General features: G+C 46.6%; 13 protein-coding genes. 6 read left to right on the top strand and 7 right to left on the bottom strand.

Annotated features, from left to right (window positions below):
• Positions 1-97: 97 nt before the first annotated feature.
• Complete coding sequence (locus KE626_RS15230; protein ID WP_211973767.1) at positions 98-1,189, top strand: anhydro-N-acetylmuramic acid kinase; 1,092 nt, start codon at positions 98-100, stop codon at positions 1,187-1,189.
• A gap of 115 nt (positions 1,190-1,304) precedes the next feature.
• Here KE626_RS15230 and ade read toward each other — a convergent pair whose 3' ends face one another.
• Complete coding sequence (gene ade, locus KE626_RS15235) at positions 1,305-2,948, bottom strand: adenine deaminase (protein ID WP_211973768.1); 1,644 nt, start codon at positions 2,946-2,948, stop codon at positions 1,305-1,307.
• Positions 2,949-3,066: 118 nt separating this feature from the next.
• Between ade and KE626_RS15240 the strand changes: the two genes are divergently transcribed.
• A complete protein-coding gene (locus KE626_RS15240; protein ID WP_211973769.1) occupies positions 3,067-3,783 on the top strand; it encodes a hypothetical protein in 717 nt (238 codons plus the stop codon).
• Between the two features lie 66 nt (positions 3,784-3,849).
• Here the strand turns inward: KE626_RS15240 and KE626_RS15245 are convergent, their stop codons facing one another.
• On the bottom strand, positions 3,850-4,854 hold the full coding sequence (locus KE626_RS15245; RefSeq protein WP_211973770.1) for a helix-turn-helix transcriptional regulator: 1,005 nt from the start codon (positions 4,852-4,854) through the stop codon (positions 3,850-3,852).
• Between the two features lie 138 nt (positions 4,855-4,992).
• Here KE626_RS15245 and KE626_RS15250 point away from each other — a divergent pair, with 138 nt between their 5' ends.
• Positions 4,993-5,613 (top strand): hypothetical protein, encoded by a 621-nt coding sequence (locus tag KE626_RS15250; RefSeq protein ID WP_211973771.1) that lies wholly within the window; start codon positions 4,993-4,995, stop codon positions 5,611-5,613.
• Positions 5,614-5,836: 223 nt separating this feature from the next.
• Complete coding sequence (locus tag KE626_RS15255; protein WP_211973772.1) at positions 5,837-6,472, top strand: peroxiredoxin; 636 nt, start codon at positions 5,837-5,839, stop codon at positions 6,470-6,472.
• Between the two features lie 278 nt (positions 6,473-6,750).
• On the opposite strand, the gene KE626_RS15260 is transcribed toward KE626_RS15255, so the two are convergent.
• The 4 genes from KE626_RS15260 to KE626_RS15275 form a co-directional block, all read right to left on the bottom strand.
• Positions 6,751-7,503: an RluA family pseudouridine synthase gene (locus tag KE626_RS15260; RefSeq protein ID WP_211973773.1), complete on the bottom strand. Its 753-nt coding sequence runs from the start codon at positions 7,501-7,503 to the stop codon at positions 6,751-6,753.
• 15 nt (positions 7,504-7,518) lie between these two features.
• Positions 7,519-9,183 carry a pseudouridine synthase gene (locus KE626_RS34685; protein WP_249207481.1) on the bottom strand — a complete coding sequence of 555 codons (1,665 nt, stop codon included), beginning with the start codon at positions 9,181-9,183 and terminating at the stop codon, positions 7,519-7,521.
• A gap of 58 nt (positions 9,184-9,241) precedes the next feature.
• Positions 9,242-10,285 carry a dual-specificity RNA methyltransferase RlmN gene (gene rlmN / locus KE626_RS15270; protein ID WP_211973774.1) on the bottom strand — a complete coding sequence of 348 codons (1,044 nt, stop codon included), beginning with the start codon at positions 10,283-10,285 and terminating at the stop codon, positions 9,242-9,244.
• Positions 10,286-10,436: 151 nt separating this feature from the next.
• A complete protein-coding gene (locus KE626_RS15275; RefSeq protein WP_211973775.1) occupies positions 10,437-12,383 on the bottom strand; it encodes a hypothetical protein in 1,947 nt (648 codons plus the stop codon).
• A 204-nt stretch (positions 12,384-12,587) separates the two neighbouring features.
• On the opposite strand from KE626_RS15275, the gene KE626_RS15280 reads away from it, so the two are divergent.
• Positions 12,588-13,784 (top strand): thiolase family protein, encoded by a 1,197-nt coding sequence (locus tag KE626_RS15280; RefSeq protein WP_211973776.1) that lies wholly within the window; start codon positions 12,588-12,590, stop codon positions 13,782-13,784.
• A gap of 285 nt (positions 13,785-14,069) precedes the next feature.
• Here the strand turns inward: KE626_RS15280 and KE626_RS15285 are convergent, their stop codons facing one another.
• A complete protein-coding gene (locus KE626_RS15285) occupies positions 14,070-14,651 on the bottom strand; it encodes an RNA polymerase sigma factor (protein WP_249207482.1) in 582 nt (193 codons plus the stop codon).
• 285 nt (positions 14,652-14,936) lie between these two features.
• Here KE626_RS15285 and uvrA point away from each other — a divergent pair, with 285 nt between their 5' ends.
• The gene (gene uvrA, locus KE626_RS15290) at positions 14,937-17,753 is read left to right on the top strand and encodes an excinuclease ABC subunit UvrA (protein WP_211973777.1); all 2,817 of its coding nucleotides are present in this window, start codon (positions 14,937-14,939) and stop codon (positions 17,751-17,753) included.
• Positions 17,754-17,832 lie beyond the last annotated feature (79 nt).

Raw genomic sequence — 17,832 nt, forward strand, 5'->3', positions numbered from 1 at the left:
GATAAGTTTTTCTGCCATTAGGATGGTCCCGAAGGCCCTGTTTCCATAAATCGAAAAAAAAATATTTTAAAACTACCTTTGCTGAAATTTTTTGTCGATGGTATATAACGTGATTGGCACCATGTCTGGGAGCTCATTAGACGGATTGGATATAGTTTTTGCAGAACTGACGGAGATACGCGGACAGTGGACCTATGCGATCAAAGCCTCGGAGAGCCTGCCTTATGAGCCGGAATGGATGGAAAAACTGGCACAGGCTACCACCTTGTCAGCCAGGGATTACCTGTTGCTGCATACGGCCTATGGACATTATACGGGACAACGCATCCTCTCTTTTATAGAAAACAATCAGCTGGATCACAAAGTACATTTTATCGCCTCCCATGGGCATACTACTTTTCACATGCCGGGCAATAAAATGACGGCGCAGCTGGGCGATGGTGCTGCTATTACCGCAGTAACAAACCTCCCCGTGATCACCGACCTGCGGGCGGTGGACGTGGCGCTGGGTGGCCAGGGAGCACCTATTGTTCCCATCGGCGAAAAGTACCTGTTGCCCGGATATCAATATTGGCTTAACCTGGGTGGTATTGCCAATATCTCGGCTCAGTTGCCGGAACAATTTGTGGCATTTGATATCTGCCCGGCCAACCGGGTGCTGAACGCCCTGGCAGCAGCGCTTAACAAACCATACGATGATGGCGGCGCGCTGGCTGCAGGTGGTGTGGCGGATATCGGGTTACTGGAGCAGCTGAATCAATTGCCTTATTATAGCGCACCGTGGCCCAAATCATTGGCCAACGACTTTGGTACTGATACTGTACTGCCTATGATAACGCCCATGCGTATATCCGTGCAGGGTAAACTGCGCACCTATGTGGAGCATATTGCCACACAGGTAGCCAGCGCCGTAAAAGCTTTACAGGCACAGCTGCCGGAAGGCGGCGGAAAAATGCTCGTTACCGGCGGTGGCGCGTTTAATACATTCCTTGTTAACACCATCGGTGAAAAGCTGGCGCCGCTCGGCGTTACCATCGAAGTACCGGATGAGCAGACCGTAAGTTTTAAAGAAGCATTGATAATGGCCCTGATAGGCACCTTACGCTGGAGACAGGAAGATAATGTATTGAGTGGGGTAACCGGTGCATCGAGAGATTCTATTAATGGGGCGCTGTGGACAAGCCGGTAGTTTTTAGCCATTAGCTTGTAGCTTTTAGGAAAATGCAGCGGAGATACAAGCAAATTGGCTTATGTATCCGCTGCATTTTCCTAAAAGCTACAAGCTAACGGCTAAAAGCTAACAATCAATACCTTTCTCCCAGGAGCCTAAATCCATCTCCATCAAATAACCCCAGGTCGCTTAGTTTCAGGTGTGGAATTACCAGTAATGCCATGAAGGATAAGGTCATAAAGGGCGAGGCCAGTGTGGAACCAAGCGTTTTCGCTGCTTTGTCGAGTGTGCTGTATTGCGCTGCCACGGTATAACCGTCGAGGTTACTCATTAATCCCGCTACCGGCAATGGCAGTACCTGTAAGGTGTTTCCACCGGCTACGCTGATACCTCCCTGTTCTGCTATTACAGCGTTGATGGCAGCAGCAATACTTTCATCATCTGTTCCCACCGCAATAATATTATGGCTGTCGTGTGCCACAGAGGAAGCGATAGCACCTTGCTGCAATCCAAATCCCTTAATAAAAGCTACTGCCGGTGGCGCTTCCCGGTAACGGTTTACTACGGCCATTTTCAGTATATCCTGTCCGGGATCGCTGTATAGTAGCCCTTTATCAACAGGCAATACTGCTGTGAGTGCATTTGTGATCAGCTGCCCGTCCAGGGCTTCAATAACCTTTGCCAGTAAGGACTGTGCGCTACTATCGCTAACGGATACACGAAAATCTGTTGCTTTCACCGGGTTGCAAACAAAATTGTTGACAGGACTGGATGGAATAGAATCGATCAGGGTACGACCATGTTCTGCTACCTTCAGGCCGGCAATATATGTTGCAAGTATGTTAAAGTTTTGAAGATCATCTACCAGGATAAAGTCTGCCGGATCATTTTCACGCAGCAGGCCGTTGTCCAGTTTATAGTGGAGAACAGGGTTTATGCAGGCTGCACGCAATACGTTGAACAGGTCGATTCCGTGTGCCAGCGCACGTTTTACCAACAGGTTAATATGTCCTTCTTCCAGGTTGTCGGGGTGTTTATCATCGCTGCAGAACATGATTTTTTCCGGATGATCCCGGAGGAGAGGATACAGTGCGTCAAAGTTTTTGGCGGCGCTGCCTTCACGGATAAGGATGTGCATACCATAACGGAGTTTATCCAGCGCTTCTTCAATGGTAAAACATTCATGATCCGTACTGATGCCGGCTGCAATATATTCGCGGGCTTCTTCGCCGCGAAGGCCGGGTGCGTGGCCGTCTACGGGTTTGCCGGCTTTTTTCGCGGCGGCTATTTTTGCCAGTACTTCCGGTTCTTTGTGCAGTACGCCCGGAAAGTTCATCATCTCCGTGAGGTACCTGATATCATCCCTTTGCAGCATGGCTTCAATATCGGCTACTGTGACGGTGGCGCCGGCGGTTTCAAAAACGGTGGCCGGTACGCAGGAGGGGGCGCCGAAGTTAAACCGGAACGGAACTTTTTTGCCATTTTCCAGCATATATTCCACGCCTTTTACACCCATTACGTTGGCGATTTCATGCGGATCGCTAACAGTGGCAACAGTGCCGTGCACAACGGCCAGCCGCGCAAATTCAGACGGGATGAGCATAGAACTTTCTATGTGTACGTGCGCATCAGTAAAGCCCGGAAGCAGGTAGTTCGGGTATTCGCCATTATTACGTTCAATCCTTTGGATAGTGCCGTTTTCTATATGAAGTGTGGCCGGGTATATTTCCTGTTGCAGTATATCTACCAGGTTCCCTGAAATCTGGAATGTATTCATGCTGTAAATCTAAGGAATAGGCGGGATTTTCAGCCCTGGCGTATTTTTTGGGAGGGTGTGCGGAGAGATGTTTTTTGGTTATCTTTATTAGCTTAAAAAAGAGCACAAAAATTTTTTTATGACAAGAACCAGGTTTTACTCGCTGTTAGCAGTGTTTTTGATAGCAGGCGTTAGTACTTACGCCCAAAGTGTTGATGATATCATCGCAAAGAATATAGAGGCCATGGGTGGGCAGTCCAAGCTGCAGGCCATTAAGTCGCAGTATGTGGAGGGGAATATGGAAGTACAGGGCCAAACGGTTCCTATCAAGCGGTGGGTGAAACAGGATCAGGCGATGCGCCTGGAGTTCAGCGTAATGGGTACCAACAATGTACAGGTGGTAACACGTACCGCTGGATGGAGCCTGATGCCGGTAATGCAGCAAACGGAGGCCCAGGAGATGGATCCGCAGATGACGAAGCTGATGCAATCCCAGCTGGATGTGAGAGGGGAGTTGTATGATTATAAATCCAAAGGAAAGAAAATAGAATTGGTAGGAAAGGATTCGGTTAACGGATCACCTGCGTATAAGCTGAAAATCACTTCTGCAGATGGTATGGTAGGCAATGCTTTCCTGGATACCAAAAGTTACCTGCTGGTAAAAGCTACCAACAAAGTAACGATACAGGGACAGGATATGGAAGTTGTTACGCTGCTGTCGGACTACAAGAAAACGCCGGAGGGGCTTGCCTATCCGGGTATTACAGAACAGAGTCCGGGAGGTGTGAAAATTAATATCCTGAAGATAGAAACCAATCAGCCGGTAGCTGATAGTTTGTTTACAAAACCGCAGTAATATTATTTGTTCAGATCAGCTGGTGCAGGAAGACATGATTCTTCTTCACCAGCTGATCTGTTTTAACTACTTATACAGTGTTGTCATAGCTTTGGCTTCTTCTGCCATTTTCTTTGCCAGATGGGCCGGTTCCAGCACTTTCACCTGGGCGCCATAGCTAAGTAAGGTCATCGTAAGCTCCGGGTTAATTACCACGTTCAGGGATATACGGCATTCCTTACTGTTATCTTCCACCACTTTCTGAGACGCATGAATGGGTTGCGATTTAATATATTTTCCCTGTCTCGGTGCAAAGCTCAGCAATACATTTTCCGGTTCCCCATCATGTACTGTAATGCCGATGGCGTGTTGAAAATAGCTGGCATCATCAAAATTCTTTTCGTCAAAATGTTTCATGGTAGGCCAGAGTTTTACGACCCTGTCCAGCGCAAAAGTAACCACGGCTCCCCCGCGGGTTTTCTGGCTTTTCCCGATGAGGTAAAAACGGTGCTGATATTCACGCAGGTGATAGGGCTCTACCCAATGTTCCTTTGGTTCATCGCGGTCAAAGCTCTGGTAGGCAATACGGATTACTTCCAGGTTTTTGATGGCATCCACTATTTCCGGAATATGTTCTGCGCCTTTATATTGTGAGGTGCGGGTAAATTTAATCAGCCCTTTATGTTGAAGGGCTTCCCTGTTCATTTTAAGACTCGCCGCTATTTTCAGGATAGCGTCTTCAAACTGTTGTACAACCGGCAGGCTGCGGAATTGTTCCAGTATGCCAATAGCAATCTCCAGCCCCTGCAGATCTGCTTCTTCTATAGGGGAATTGCTAATGGAAAAACTATCGTCCGAATAGCGGTAGGTACCGCTGCTGCGTTCGTATACAATAGGCGCCATGTAGTTCAGTTCAGGGTCCTGGCGCATGTCCTGTATGTCTTTCTGTATGGTCCGCACAGATACGCCTGTGCCCATTTTATCCGATACATATTCAATCAGGTTTTCCAGGGTGGGTTTGGGCTTCTGCTTGTTGCGCAGCCGCTCGTCAATCCAACGGTAGCGCGACACCGCGTCTTTGTTCTTTGGCAAAAGATAAAATTTAGATAATAAAAATACGCAATTCCCGCTTTTACGATCATCATTTAAAAAATTATAGCGAAAAGATCACTACGCAAATTCCTTGCGTGGAGCGCCGGTAGATTTGTAGTGTTATTAAAACCTGATGTTATGAATAAGGTAAATACAACAACAGCCATTACACAGATGCAGGCCATTTCAATTGGACAGATCATTATGGATGATTCCAATTACCTGACGCTCTGGGGACAGGTGCTACAAGATAATGTGTGGTACTCCTGTGATTTTGTAACAACCTATGAAGTAATGAATACCATGCTGCGTTTCGGACACGATAAGCATGATGCGGTGCAAATGACGATTGTGAAGAAGCTGGAAGATATGCGCCGGGTTCCGGACATTATTGACCTGGAAACGGAGTTAGGCGCCGCTGTGATTTTTGATAACCTCACTTTTTATATGAGAAGACCCTGCCTGCAACAGGATGATAACTGGGAAGCTTATGCAGATGAAGAATGCTATTATATCGAACGGGTAGTACAAATGCCGGTAATCCCTCCTTTACCCCCGGCCGCCCGTCGCGATAGTAACGATATTAATGAAAAAATGGAGTATTGTATACAGTTACTGCATGATGCCTATAACCTATACCTTGGATTTATTGAGATAGAAGTCGGGGATGAAGTTGCCAGAATGAAAGCCGGACTGGAAGATGATAATAAGTTCAGCATGGCTTATTATGCCTGGCAACTACATACCTTAAATGATTAAACTGTTGTTATTCATATGATTATCCATTGAGTTAACCCGTTTTATCTGTTGAATAACCTCATAAGCCCCTTTTTATCCGTTTGAATTAACCCTGTTTTCCATTGTTTGTTAACCTTAATTTCCCTGCCCCGGAAAAAATATCGCTTAAATTGAGAAAAAATTCCCTTAAAGTCTATAAATTTTGTAGGAAAATGCTATTTTTGGTCAATTAAATCGTAAAACTATGAGTTTAAGACTGGGAGATACCGCACCTAATTTTAAGGCCAATACCACAATAGGGGAAATAGACTTTTACGATTTCCTCGGTGAAGGTTGGGGAATACTGTTTTCTCATCCCGCAGATTTTACCCCGGTATGTACCACAGAGCTGGGTAAAACGGCCTTGTTGAAAGAGGAGTTTGCAAAACGCAATACTAAAGTACTGGCTGTCAGCGTAGATCCACTGGATAAACACCTGAGCTGGATAAATGATATTAACGAAACACAACAGTGTGACGTAACTTTTCCTATTATTGCAGATGAAAACAGAACAGTAGCGAACCTGTATGATATGATTCATCCAAACGCTTCTGAAACTTTTACCGTTAGATCCTTGTTTATCATCGGCCCTGACAAAAAAGTAAAACTCATCATCACTTACCCGGCCTCTACCGGCAGAAACTTCGTAGAAGTACTGCGTGTACTGGATTCATTGCAGCTCACCGCTAAATACAGCGTAGCTACACCAGCAGACTGGAAAGATGGAGAAGATGTAATTGTTACCGCAGCTGTACCCACAGCAGACATTCCTGCCCGTTTTCCGAAAGGCCATAAAATTATTAAGCCTTACCTGAGAACAACACCGCAGCCAAACAAATAGTAAAACAAAGAAGCCTGAAAGGCTTTTATTATAAAGATTTTTTAATGGTTGGTTTTTGATTTTTACGAAACGGGGATTTCTCCCCGTTTTTTTTTGTCTGTCTTTCCCGGGATTAGGCTGATTTTGATGATTACAGGAATTATATTTTACAGATTATACCCGAAAAAAAAGATTAGCGAAGATAGAAGCTGTTATGCTTTTGTCTTCGCTAATCTTTTTTATCATCAAAGGAAAAAAATCAGGTAATCATCAAAATCAGTCTAATCCTGGGAAAGACATTACCCTTCGTTCGTTTCTCCAACCGACTGCTTGCCTCGGTGCTTGCGCAGTTGTGTCAGCAGTGCGCTTATGTCCTTGGGCAAAGGCGCCTCCACAGTATATTCTTTCCCGTTAGGATCCTTAAAGATAAGTACAGAAGCATGCAATGCCAGCCTGCTCAGTAAAGGACGCTCCTCTTCTGTATGCTTGCCTAACTTGAATTTCTTTTTGATGGTAGACAAGAGGACAGGCTGTGCACTGCCATAAAACTCATCTACCGCAATGGGATGGCCCAGGAATTTCATGTGAACCCTGATCTGGTGTGTACGGCCGGTATGAATCTGCATTCTTACCAGGCTGTACAATCCGAACTCTTCCAGTACTTCATAGTCGGTAGAAGAGGGCTTCCCTTTCCGGTTAGTTACCATTTTCCCCTTCTGTACCGGGTGTTCCATAATAGCTTCGCTCACATTGCCCTGTTTAGGCATAGGCTGGCCACTCACAAGACCCAGGTAAAACTTCTTTACATCCCTGCTTTCAAAAAGCTGGGAAAAGTATTTATGGGCTGCTTCTGTCCGTGCAAACAGGATAATACCACTGGTATCGCGGTCGAGCCGGTGTACCGTGTATATTTCTCCATAAGCCTTCTTCATAATAGCAATCAGCGATGCCAGCTCATTATCATGACGGTCGGGCAGGGTCAGCATTCCTGATGGCTTGTTTACCACAACAAAATCAGGCGTTTCCAGTATAATATGATCTACTAATCGCATCAGGTTATCAGGCAGTTATTTTTTAAAATGTTTTAACAGGATCACCTCTTTTTCACTGAGGAAGCGCCATTGGCCGCGGTTCAGTGTTTTTTTGGTAAGACCTGCATACATGACACGATCCAGTTTTTCTACGGTATACTCCAGGTGTTCAAAGATGCGGCGCACAATACGGTTTTTACCGCTGTGGATTTCAATTCCCACCTGTTTTTTATCCTTAGGATCTACGTAGCCCAGGGCGTCTACAAAAGCAACACCATCTTCCAGGGTTACACCCTCAACAATTTTTTCAAAGTCAGCTTTTGTCAGCGGTTTATCCAGTTCTACCTGGTAGATCTTTTTGATATTGTGCTTAGGATGTGCCAGTCGCTGTGCCAGTTCACCATCGTTGGTGAGCAATAACAGGCCGGAGGTGTTACGGTCCAAACGGCCTACAGGATATACCCGCTCATTTTCAGCAGCGTCCTGGATCAGGTCCATCACAGTTTTGCGTCCTTCAGGATCATCGGTGGTAGTGATGTAGCCTTTGGGTTTATTGAGAAGGATGTATACAAGGTTTTTGGTAGGCGTAATTTTTTTATCCTGCATGGTCACCACATCGCTGTTGGTCACTTTGGTAGCAGGTTCGGTAACTACTTTACCATTCACGGTTACTTTTCCTTCTTTGATCAGGTCCACCGCTTTTCTGCGGGAACAAAGACCACAATGGGCCACAAATTTGTTCAGTGGCATTTCACCAGGGCCAAAAATGCTTTCTTTGGGTTCCTTGTTATTTTTCGTTTGTTCGTAGTCGTTATTATCCTTTGACTTACCGCTTCTTTTTTTGTCTTGCTTGTCAGCAAAGCGTTCGTTGGTTTTATCAAAGAATTTCTTGCGGTTAAACCCGCTGGGAGTGTCCCGCTGTGCGGATTTGCCACCTTTTTTATTTTCTCCGTGGAAATGGAAGGCGCTATCGTCATTTTTGGTGCCGTAGGTGCGTTTGCGGGGAGGCCTTTCGCTGCTGTCTTCTTTATCGAAGCTGCGGGTGCGTTCAGGTCGTTCGCCATCTTTTCTGAATGCGCTGAAAGCGCGTTCTCCGTCTGGCTTTGCTTTTTTATCGTCGCTGCCAAAGCTTCGTTTATGCGAAGGTTTGTCGTCGTTGTCGAACCGTTTGCGTGCACCGGGTTTATCATCACGTTTGTGACCGCCGAAAGCGCGTTTTTCATCGCTTTTTCCGGCGCCCCAGGAACGCTTTTCTTCTTTTTTATCGCCAAAACTGCGCTTATATGCCGGTTTTTCATCGCTATCGTCAAAGCTGCGTTTGCGTGCTGGTTTGCTATCGCTGTCGCCACCAAAGCTGCTTTTGCGTGCTGGTCTCTCTTCACTGTTGCTGCCATAAGTACGCTTGCGCTGCGGCTTATCATTGCCCAGGCTGTCGGTTGCCGGTCCTTTTTTGCGCGCTGGTCTGCCGTCACTGTCAAAAGTGCGTTTACGGAAAGAGGGTTTTTCGTCGCCTGCTTTTCCGCCATCAAAGCGTGGTTTACGGGAGAATGAGCTGTCGTCTCCGCTTTTTGCAGATGCCCTTCCTGGCCTTTCGCCATCAGCGGAGGGGCGGTTGCGGTTGCCTGCTGGTTTGTCGCTTTTACCAAACTTATTATCCCTTGATGGGCCAAACCCTTTTTTAGCAGGTTGTTTTTTCTTCATAAATTATTATTGATTGATGATCATGCGCGCATGACCAATAGGAATATTATAGTAATGATCAGCCTTTATTGGCGAGTTGTCCGCAAGCCGCATCGATATCTTTACCACGGCTGCGACGTAATCTTGCATTCACCCGGTGTTTGGTCAGGTATTCCATGAACTCTTCTGCAGTCTGGGAATCCGGTTTCTGAAAACGTGCATTATCAATAGGGTTGTATTCGATAATGTTTACCAGGTCCGCAGGCACCTGTCTGTAAATTTTAATCAGCTCATCCGCATCTTCTTTTGAGTCGTTAAAATCCTTGAACAGAATATATTCGAAAGAAATTTCATTTTCAGTAGCCTTGTAGAAATAATTCAGCGCAGCTATCAATTCCTTGAGGTTATTGGAATCGTTGATAGGCATGATTTCGCTGCGTTTCTTATCATTGGCGGCATGAAGGGAAATCGCGAGGTTAAAACGCACTTTATCGTCTCCCAGCTGACGGATCATTTTGGCCACGCCGGCAGTAGAAACGGTAATGCGTTTTGGCGACATTCCCAGTCCGTCGGGGGCGGTGATGCGCTCAATAGACTGTAATACGTTTTTATAGTTGAGCAGGGGTTCTCCCATACCCATAAATACAATATTGCTCAGTTTTTTGCCATAAGAAGAGAGGGCTTGCTGGTTCAACAGGGCCACCTCATCATAAATTTCGTCGAAGTCCAGGTTGCGTTTGCGATCCATAAAACCCGTGGCACAGAACTTACAGCTAAGGCTGCAACCTACCTGGGAAGATACACAGGCGGTTTGCCTGCTGTCGGTTGGAATCAGTACGCCTTCCACCATATGATTGTCATGCAGGCGGAAACGGCTCTTGATAGTACCATCATTACTCTGCTGTACGGTATCTACCTTTACGGCAGGCAGTACGAAGTGTTCGTTGAGTTTTTGGCGTAATTCTTTGGAGAGGTTGGTCATGGCTTCAAAACTATCCGCATGACGCAGCCAGAGCCACTCATATACCTGTTTTGCGCGGAAAGGCTTTTCACCTATTGACACGAAATATTCCTGTAAAGCCGGTAAACTTAAATGCCGGATGTTCTTATTGTCAGACTTCATTATTGACCATTAATTGAGCAAATGGCTGCCTTACGGCAGTCGGAAAGTAACGGCAAAGATACGTAATATTGGCGTACTGACAGAATGTCCCCTAAAAAGTAGTGCCATAGCTGTTTTTAGCTATGGCACCCTGTTTAGTTATGTATTCGGTTTATTTCATCCATATAGCAGCAAAATGGGAAGAATTGTCATATCCCTGTATGCGGAACAACTGGTAACCCTGTGCCGTCAGGTCGGTAAACTTCGCCTGGTAGTCGGCCGGGCTCATGTTCATATATGAATAATAAGCTTTGTTTCTGGGCCACCAGAGACCACCTACGTTATTCTGGCTGCCATTTTCTTCAATATTTACATTCACCGTCATCAGGCCGGCTTTATTCATTTCATCGAATTTCTTGGTGAAGTCACTGGTATTCATGCCATAATACATGTAGAAGCCACCGGGATTGCTGCTGCCAAATACACCGGCATGATAGCGTTTGCCGCCGGCATAATACACCACATGCTCTGTTACACGCATTTTGCCCTGTTCTACGTAGGCTTTCCATTTGGCGGCATAGGCATCGTCGGTGAGATTGTGCACTGCCGCAAAGTTTTCACCACCACGCAGCTTCCATATCACGGTAAACAGCGGATTGCCACTGTTGTCGTTGGTCACAGAGATCTGCCGGGGTATATAGCCCTTTCCGTAATACTCGTCAAAATATTGCTGGTACTGGGCAGAGGTCATATTAATGCGGCAATACCATTGTGATGGAAGTCCGTACTGGAAGGAACCTGACGCCAGGTACTTGCTGCCGGATTTATGAACGCTCAGGGTTTGGAGGCCCATACCCATGCTGGTATAATAGCCCCAGTAGCGGATCACATGTTCTACCGGCACGTTATGAAATGACGGATAGAACGGCGCGAAGAAGCGGTTAAACGCGCTGTTGGCGCCTACTTCATAACAGTCGCTGTTGCTGTTATCGGATTTGGCATATACACCATAGGCATCTACTTCCATCCAGTCCACGCCTGTAGCGGGATTAGGACTCTTTATCCATAACATGAAATGGAGGTGGTTGTTGCCGGTATTGGGATCGGAAGGGGTGCCATCCTGGTTAAGTCCCCAGCCTGCGCCCCCAAAGCCGGTGTTACCGGCCCAGGCGATCTGCTGCCCTGCTGCCACCATATCTCCAGCTTTCACTTTTAACTTTTGATCATTGGTTCCCCATAACTGTTTGGAAGGGTTAGGGAGATTAGCAAACTTTTTATACTTGGTATCGCGTGCATCTTTGTTGGAAGGATCGCTCACCGGGGTGTTCTTTGCATTCTGCAGGTCGTGGTCAAAGCCATCGCGCAGGTGGAAATAGCCCGTGCGATAGCGGGTGCCGTCGGCAGCGGTGTGTTCTATAATCACCACGTTACCAAAGAAAGGATCCCACATGGCTGTTACTACTTTCCCGGAAGCAGAAGCATACACACCAAAACTGGGGTCAATACCGGGACCATACGCGTCGGAAGTTTTAAGAAAATCTACAGAGCCATGTCCTGAACCACTATCGTAGATCCATGCGCCCGCAGGGTATACCTTGTTGTTTTTGAAAGGCATGAAGAACGGAAGCTTGGGGGTGAGGCTTTCTGCAAAGGTCCGTGCATCTGCCTCATTGTTGAATATGGAGGCGGGGGAAGCATAGAACAGGCTCTTATTGGCTACCTGGTCTTTGATGCTGTATCCGCAGCAGCCAATGGTTACAGTAGGAGTGGTACAAAAAGAAGGCGCATTTCCTTTCATCACCGTAACCTTGTTGGGGGGCAGCAAATGGAGGTTGTCTGCGCTGATCATCTGCCCGTTGTTATCGCTTATACGATTCCATTTGGGAGCGGCTTTCAGCGCTCTGACATTTACATTACCGCGTATGGCGGGATTAGCTACCGGCCTTTGCTGGATCGAGGGCTCCACGCCTTCCATCACCTTAGCAGTAGGTTTAATAGGTCTGTATAATAATTCAGACAGATTTGCATCATTTTCTTCCGGTGGTACCTGGGCTTTTGTGATCATAGGAATGGTGCACAATAGGGCTGCCAGCCACAGAAGGCTACATAGATGTTTCATTCTTTTTGGGGTTAATTTATTAAATAATTATTGGGTGCAAAGCTAATTATCCGTTCCAACCTGCCAAGTGCCATTTCCTGAAAGGCGGTAATCCGGTTATATCTGGCGGTGTTTTCCGTTTATTTTGCATTTTGGTGGTGGGGGATGTTTTATTGGCCGAGTTGGCGGGATGTGTTTTATTTGCATATAAACCAAAACAACCACATGCAAGTTGCTTACATAGTAGATGCGGTTCGCACGCCTATAGGCCGCTATGGTGGCGCTTTAAGCACTATCCGCCCGGATGATATGCTGGCGCATCTGATCAAAGCATTAATGAAAAGAAATCCAACGCTCGATCCTGCTGTCATAGAAGACGTGATTGCCGGAGCTGCCAACCAGGCTGGAGAAGATAACAGGAATGTAGCGCGTATGGCTGCCCTGCTGGCCGGTTTGCCGGTAACGGTTGCCGGTAATACGGTAAACCGGTTATGTGCATCGGGCATGCAGGCCATTATGGATGCTGCCCGTGCAGTGATGTGCGGAGAGGGAGACGTGTACCTCGCAGGAGGTGTGGAAAGTATGACCCGCGCACCATTTGTGATGGCTAAGCCAGATGCTGCTTTCAGCCGCAAAACAGAGGTATATGATTCCACCATTGGCTGGCGCTTTACCAACGAGCGGCTCGCCGGGATGTACCATCCTTATGCTATGGGAGAAACCGCCGAAAACGTGGCGACCCAGTGGAACATAAGCCGGGAGGACCAGGATATTTTCGCTTTACGCAGTCAAACCCTTTACAAACAGGCATTGGATGCCGGCAAATGGGAAGATGAAATTATACCGGTGGAAATCACCGTGAATAAAGAACCGGTAATATTTTCGAAAGATGAGCATCCGCGCGAAACCACGCTGGAAAAACTTTCCGGCCTGCGTCCGGCATTCGCCAAAACAGGTTCCGTTACCGCCGGTAATTCGTCTGGTATCAACGACGGCGCTGCGGCGGTGCTGATCGTTTCTGAAAAAGCATTGAAGCAATTTAACCTGCAACCGCTGGCTCAGATAAAAAGTATGGCGGTAGCCGGTGTAGATCCTTCTATTATGGGTATAGGGCCGGTACCGGCTTCCGGTAAGGCATTACAGCGGGCAGGCATCACCGCTGACCAGTTGCACCTGGCGGAGCTGAATGAAGCGTTTGCCGCTCAATCGCTGGCTTGTGTACGGGATCTGGCACTAAACCCGGATATCGTGAACGTAAATGGCGGGGCTATCGCCCTGGGTCACCCGCTGGGTTGCAGTGGGGCACGTATTACCGCCACCCTGTTACATGAAATGAAACGCAGACCAGGCGCTAAATACGGCCTTGCTACTATGTGCGTGGGAGTGGGGCAGGGGGCTGCAGTAGTATATGAGCGCTTATAACGGATTTTGTCTTTGCCCAGGATTAGACTGATTATGATGATTTACCCGATTTTATTTTCAAGATTTTTATAGTGATTTAAAAAGATTAGCGAAGATAAAAGCGAGTACAGCACTCGCTTTTATCTTCGCTAATCTTTTTAAATCACTATAAAAAATCCTTTAAATCATCATAATCAGTCTAATCCTGGGCAAAGACAAAATCCCAACCAGGGATACCCCTAAAATAGCGAGCGGTCGGACATTACATCCGGCCGCTCGTTGCTGGCAAGCAAAAAAAAGGGTTCATCATAGACAGATTTGTTTCTCCGTCATCATTTTCCGGAGATTGATCAGACCATATCGCATCCGACCCAATGCTGTATTGATACTCACTTGCGTGAGATCTGCAATTTCTTTAAAACTAAGTTCTGCGTAATGTCGGAGAATAATTACTTCCCGTTGCTCTTCCGGCAGCATGTCCAGCATCCTGCGCACGCGATCGTGACTTTGACGGGTAATCATTTTTTCTTCGGCACAGGTATCGCTGAATCCCAGCACATCAAAGATGTCCTTGTCATCACCGGTTCTTATCATCGGGGTACGTTTGATCTTTCTGAAATGATCTACACACAGGTTATGCGCAATACGCATGGCCCAGGGTAAAAACTTTCCTTTCTCTGTATAACGCTCAGCCCTGATGGTATCAATAATCTTAATGAAGGTATCCTGGAAAATATCCTCGGCGAGGAAAGAATCTTTCACCAGTAATAGGATGGAAGTGAACACCTTGTCTTTGTGACGGTGTACCAACTCCTCTAATGCGGAAGAATGTCCCTTTTTAAAGAGAGTAATCAACTGCTCATCGCACAATTTGTACATTACTTGCATAAACTTCTACAACTAGGCGGGTTAGTAAATAAATTACAGACTTTACAGCCAGTTTGGTTGTTTTAATTAAGTAGAGTTTATGCGATACTGAACAGTTTTAGTTAAAGATATTTACGATAATTCCAGTGAGATAGATCTGGTCTTATGCAAATATAAAAGATTAGATCAATAAAACAAATTATAAAAATACCTTTTAGCCCTTAGGTACTAGCTTTTAGCGTATTACGAACACGTGTAAAAACCCGGTCGCGGAACTAACATCTTTTCCCTTAAATTTGTTCCGTCATGGCAACAAAAGTAAAGAAACAAACAAGCATAATTGATCCTCAGGAAGTTAGCCCGCAGGACCACATTTTCATAAAAGGAGCCAGGGTACATAACCTCAAGAACGTAAGCGTATCCATTCCCCGTAGTAAGCTGGTAGTAGTTACCGGTGTGTCCGGTTCAGGGAAATCCTCCCTTACCATGGACACCCTGTACGCAGAAGGGCAACGCCGGTATGCGGAAAGCTTAAGTTCTTATGCCCGTCAGTTCCTGATGCGTATGAATAAACCTGATGTAGATTATATCAGGGGAATTTGTCCGGCTATCGCAATCGAACAGAAAGTTATTACCCGTACCCCACGGTCTACCGTAGGGTCAATGACGGAAATTTATGACTACCTGCGGTTACTGTTTGGCCGGGTGGGTAAAACGTATTCTCCGATCTCCGGAAATCTGGTAAAAAAACATGAAGTAAGTGATGTGGTGGATTATATCACCAAACTGAAAAATGGAAGCAAAGTATTGCTGCTGGCGCCTTTTCGCCGGCATGCCAAACGCGAGGTGAAAGAGGAGCTCAATATCCTGCTGCAGAAAGGCTTTTCCCGTTTATACGTCCCCGGTAGTGAAGGCACCGGTTTGTTACGTATCGAGGAATTGCTGGAACAGAAGAAGATAACCGTTCCCGCCAACGCATGGGTGCTTATAGACCGCCTGGTAGTAAAGGATTTTGAGGAAGATGATAAGCATCGTATTGCAGATAGCGTGCAAACTGCTTTTTATGAAAGCGAAGGCGATTGTTATGTGGAAGTAGATGGAAAGGAAACCATTCATTTTGCCAATCGTTTTGAGCTGGATGGTATTGCCTTTGAAGAACCGGTACCCAATCTTTTTTCCTTTAACAACCCTTATGGCGCATGTCCTACCTGTGAAGGATTTGGACAGGTGCTCGGAATCGATGCGGACCTGGTGATACCGGATAAACGCATGAGCGTTTTCGAAGGCGCCATTGCTCCCTGGCGTGGTGAAAAGATGGGCGAATACAAAGAAGCGCTGATTAAAACCGCCCGTAAATTTGGCTTCCCGGTACACAAACCGATCGCTGAACTGACAGACGAACAGGTAAAATTACTCTGGACAGGCAACGAACATTTCTATGGCCTGCAGGAGTTCTTTAAAATGGTGGAGCAAAACCTGTATAAAGTACAATACAGGGTACTGCAGGCCCGCTACCGTGGCCGTACCATCTGCCCTGAATGTGGCGGCGGACGTTTGCGGAAGGAAGCGCTGTATATCAAAGTGGGTGGACGCAATATTGCCGAACTGGTAGACCTGCCGGTATCGGATCTGAAAAAATGGTTTGATGAACTGCAGCTGAATGAATATGAACAGCAGATTGGCAAGCGTATCCTGATTGAAATAAACCATCGTCTTAAAACTTTACTGGATGTAGGTTTGGGATACCTTACCCTTAATCGCGTGGCCAATACCCTCAGTGGAGGAGAAAGTCAGCGTATACAGCTTACCCGTACCCTGGGCAGTAACCTGACCAATTCCATGTACATCCTGGATGAACCCAGTATTGGATTGCATGCCCGCGACACCCATCGGCTAATTTCGGTGCTAAAGGAACTGCGCGACCTGGGTAACACGGTAGTGGTAGTGGAACACGATGAACAGATGATGGAAGAAGCCGACTATATCATTGATATGGGACCGCTGGCCAGTCATCTTGGCGGAGAAGTAATTTTTGCAGGTACCTATCCTCAGATATTAAAAGATGGTAAAAGTCTTACGGGTAAATATCTCAGCGGACAATTTACCATTGATCCGCCTGCTAAGGTACGCAAGTGGAAAAAGGCCATCACCATTGAAGGCGCAAGACAACATAACCTGAAGGATATTACCGTTGATTTCCCATTACAGGTGTTAACGGTCATCAGTGGAGTGAGCGGTTCCGGCAAAACCACGCTGGTAAAGCAGATCCTCTACCCTGCATTGATGAAGCTGAAAGGCGAATTTGCAGAAAGGGTGGGTAACTACCGGGCATTGAAAGGCGCGGTGGATGATATTACGCAGGTGGAAATGATTGACCAGAATCCCATTGGTAAATCGTCTCGTTCTAACCCGGTTACCTATATCAAGGCATACGACGAAATCAGGGATTTATATTCAAAGCAGCCGCTGAGCAAGATGCGCGGCTTCCAGCCAAAACATTTTTCCTTCAACGTTGATGGCGGTCGCTGCGATGCATGTAAAGGAGAAGGAGAGGTGATCGTAGAAATGCAGTTCCTCGCGGATGTACATCTCACCTGCGAAAGCTGCGGTGGTAAAAGATTTAAAGATGAAGTGCTGGAGGTAACCTATAAAAACAAGAACATCTACGAAGTGTTGGAAATGGGAGTAGATGAGGCGTTGGACTTTTTCAAAGAAGAAAAAGATGTGTGCAACAAAATACGTCCGTTGAGCAGCGTAGGATTGGGATATGTAAAACTGGGCCAAAGCAGCGATACCCTGAGCGGCGGGGAAGCGCAGCGTGTTAAGCTGGCTTCATTCCTTGGTAAGGGCAAAGCGCAGGGGCATATCCTGTTTATCTTTGATGAACCTACTACCGGTCTGCATTTCCATGATATCAAAAAATTGCTTGATTCCTTTAATGCCCTGATAGAACAGGGGCATACGGTGTTGGTGATTGAACATAACCTGGATGTGATCAGGAGTGCCGACTGGGCCATTGATCTGGGCCCTGAAGGCGGCGCCGGCGGCGGTAATTTATTATATGCCGGGGCTCCGGAGGGATTGAAAAATGTAAAGGAAAGTTATACAGGAAAATACCTGTAACAGCAAATAAAATAAACGGGCCGGAGTCCAACTCCGGCCCGTTTATTTTTTACCGGCAGCGATGCGCCGGTATTTATCT

It is taken from the genome of Chitinophaga hostae (assembly GCF_018224885.1).
GTDB lineage: Bacteria > Bacteroidota > Bacteroidia > Chitinophagales > Chitinophagaceae > Chitinophaga > Chitinophaga hostae.

What these genes read in the sequence shown, in the direction of transcription:
- KE626_RS15230 (WP_211973767.1), top strand. Translation starts at nt 98, where the DNA reads ATGGTATATAACGTGATTGGCACCATGTCTGGGAGCTCATTAGACGGA.
- ade (WP_211973768.1), bottom strand. Translation starts at nt 2,948, where the DNA reads ATGAATACATTCCAGATTTCAGGGAACCTGGTAGATATACTGCAACAG.
- KE626_RS15240 (WP_211973769.1), top strand. Translation starts at nt 3,067, where the DNA reads ATGACAAGAACCAGGTTTTACTCGCTGTTAGCAGTGTTTTTGATAGCA.
- KE626_RS15250 (WP_211973771.1), top strand. Translation starts at nt 4,993, where the DNA reads ATGAATAAGGTAAATACAACAACAGCCATTACACAGATGCAGGCCATT.
- KE626_RS15255 (WP_211973772.1), top strand. Translation starts at nt 5,837, where the DNA reads ATGAGTTTAAGACTGGGAGATACCGCACCTAATTTTAAGGCCAATACC.
- KE626_RS15260 (WP_211973773.1), bottom strand. Translation starts at nt 7,503, where the DNA reads ATGCGATTAGTAGATCATATTATACTGGAAACGCCTGATTTTGTTGTG.
- KE626_RS34685 (WP_249207481.1), bottom strand. Translation starts at nt 9,183, where the DNA reads ATGAAGAAAAAACAACCTGCTAAAAAAGGGTTTGGCCCATCAAGGGAT.
- rlmN (WP_211973774.1), bottom strand. Translation starts at nt 10,285, where the DNA reads ATGAAGTCTGACAATAAGAACATCCGGCATTTAAGTTTACCGGCTTTA.
- KE626_RS15275 (WP_211973775.1), bottom strand. Translation starts at nt 12,383, where the DNA reads ATGAAACATCTATGTAGCCTTCTGTGGCTGGCAGCCCTATTGTGCACC.
- KE626_RS15280 (WP_211973776.1), top strand. Translation starts at nt 12,588, where the DNA reads ATGCAAGTTGCTTACATAGTAGATGCGGTTCGCACGCCTATAGGCCGC.
- KE626_RS15285 (WP_249207482.1), bottom strand. Translation starts at nt 14,651, where the DNA reads ATGCAAGTAATGTACAAATTGTGCGATGAGCAGTTGATTACTCTCTTT.
- uvrA (WP_211973777.1), top strand. Translation starts at nt 14,937, where the DNA reads ATGGCAACAAAAGTAAAGAAACAAACAAGCATAATTGATCCTCAGGAA.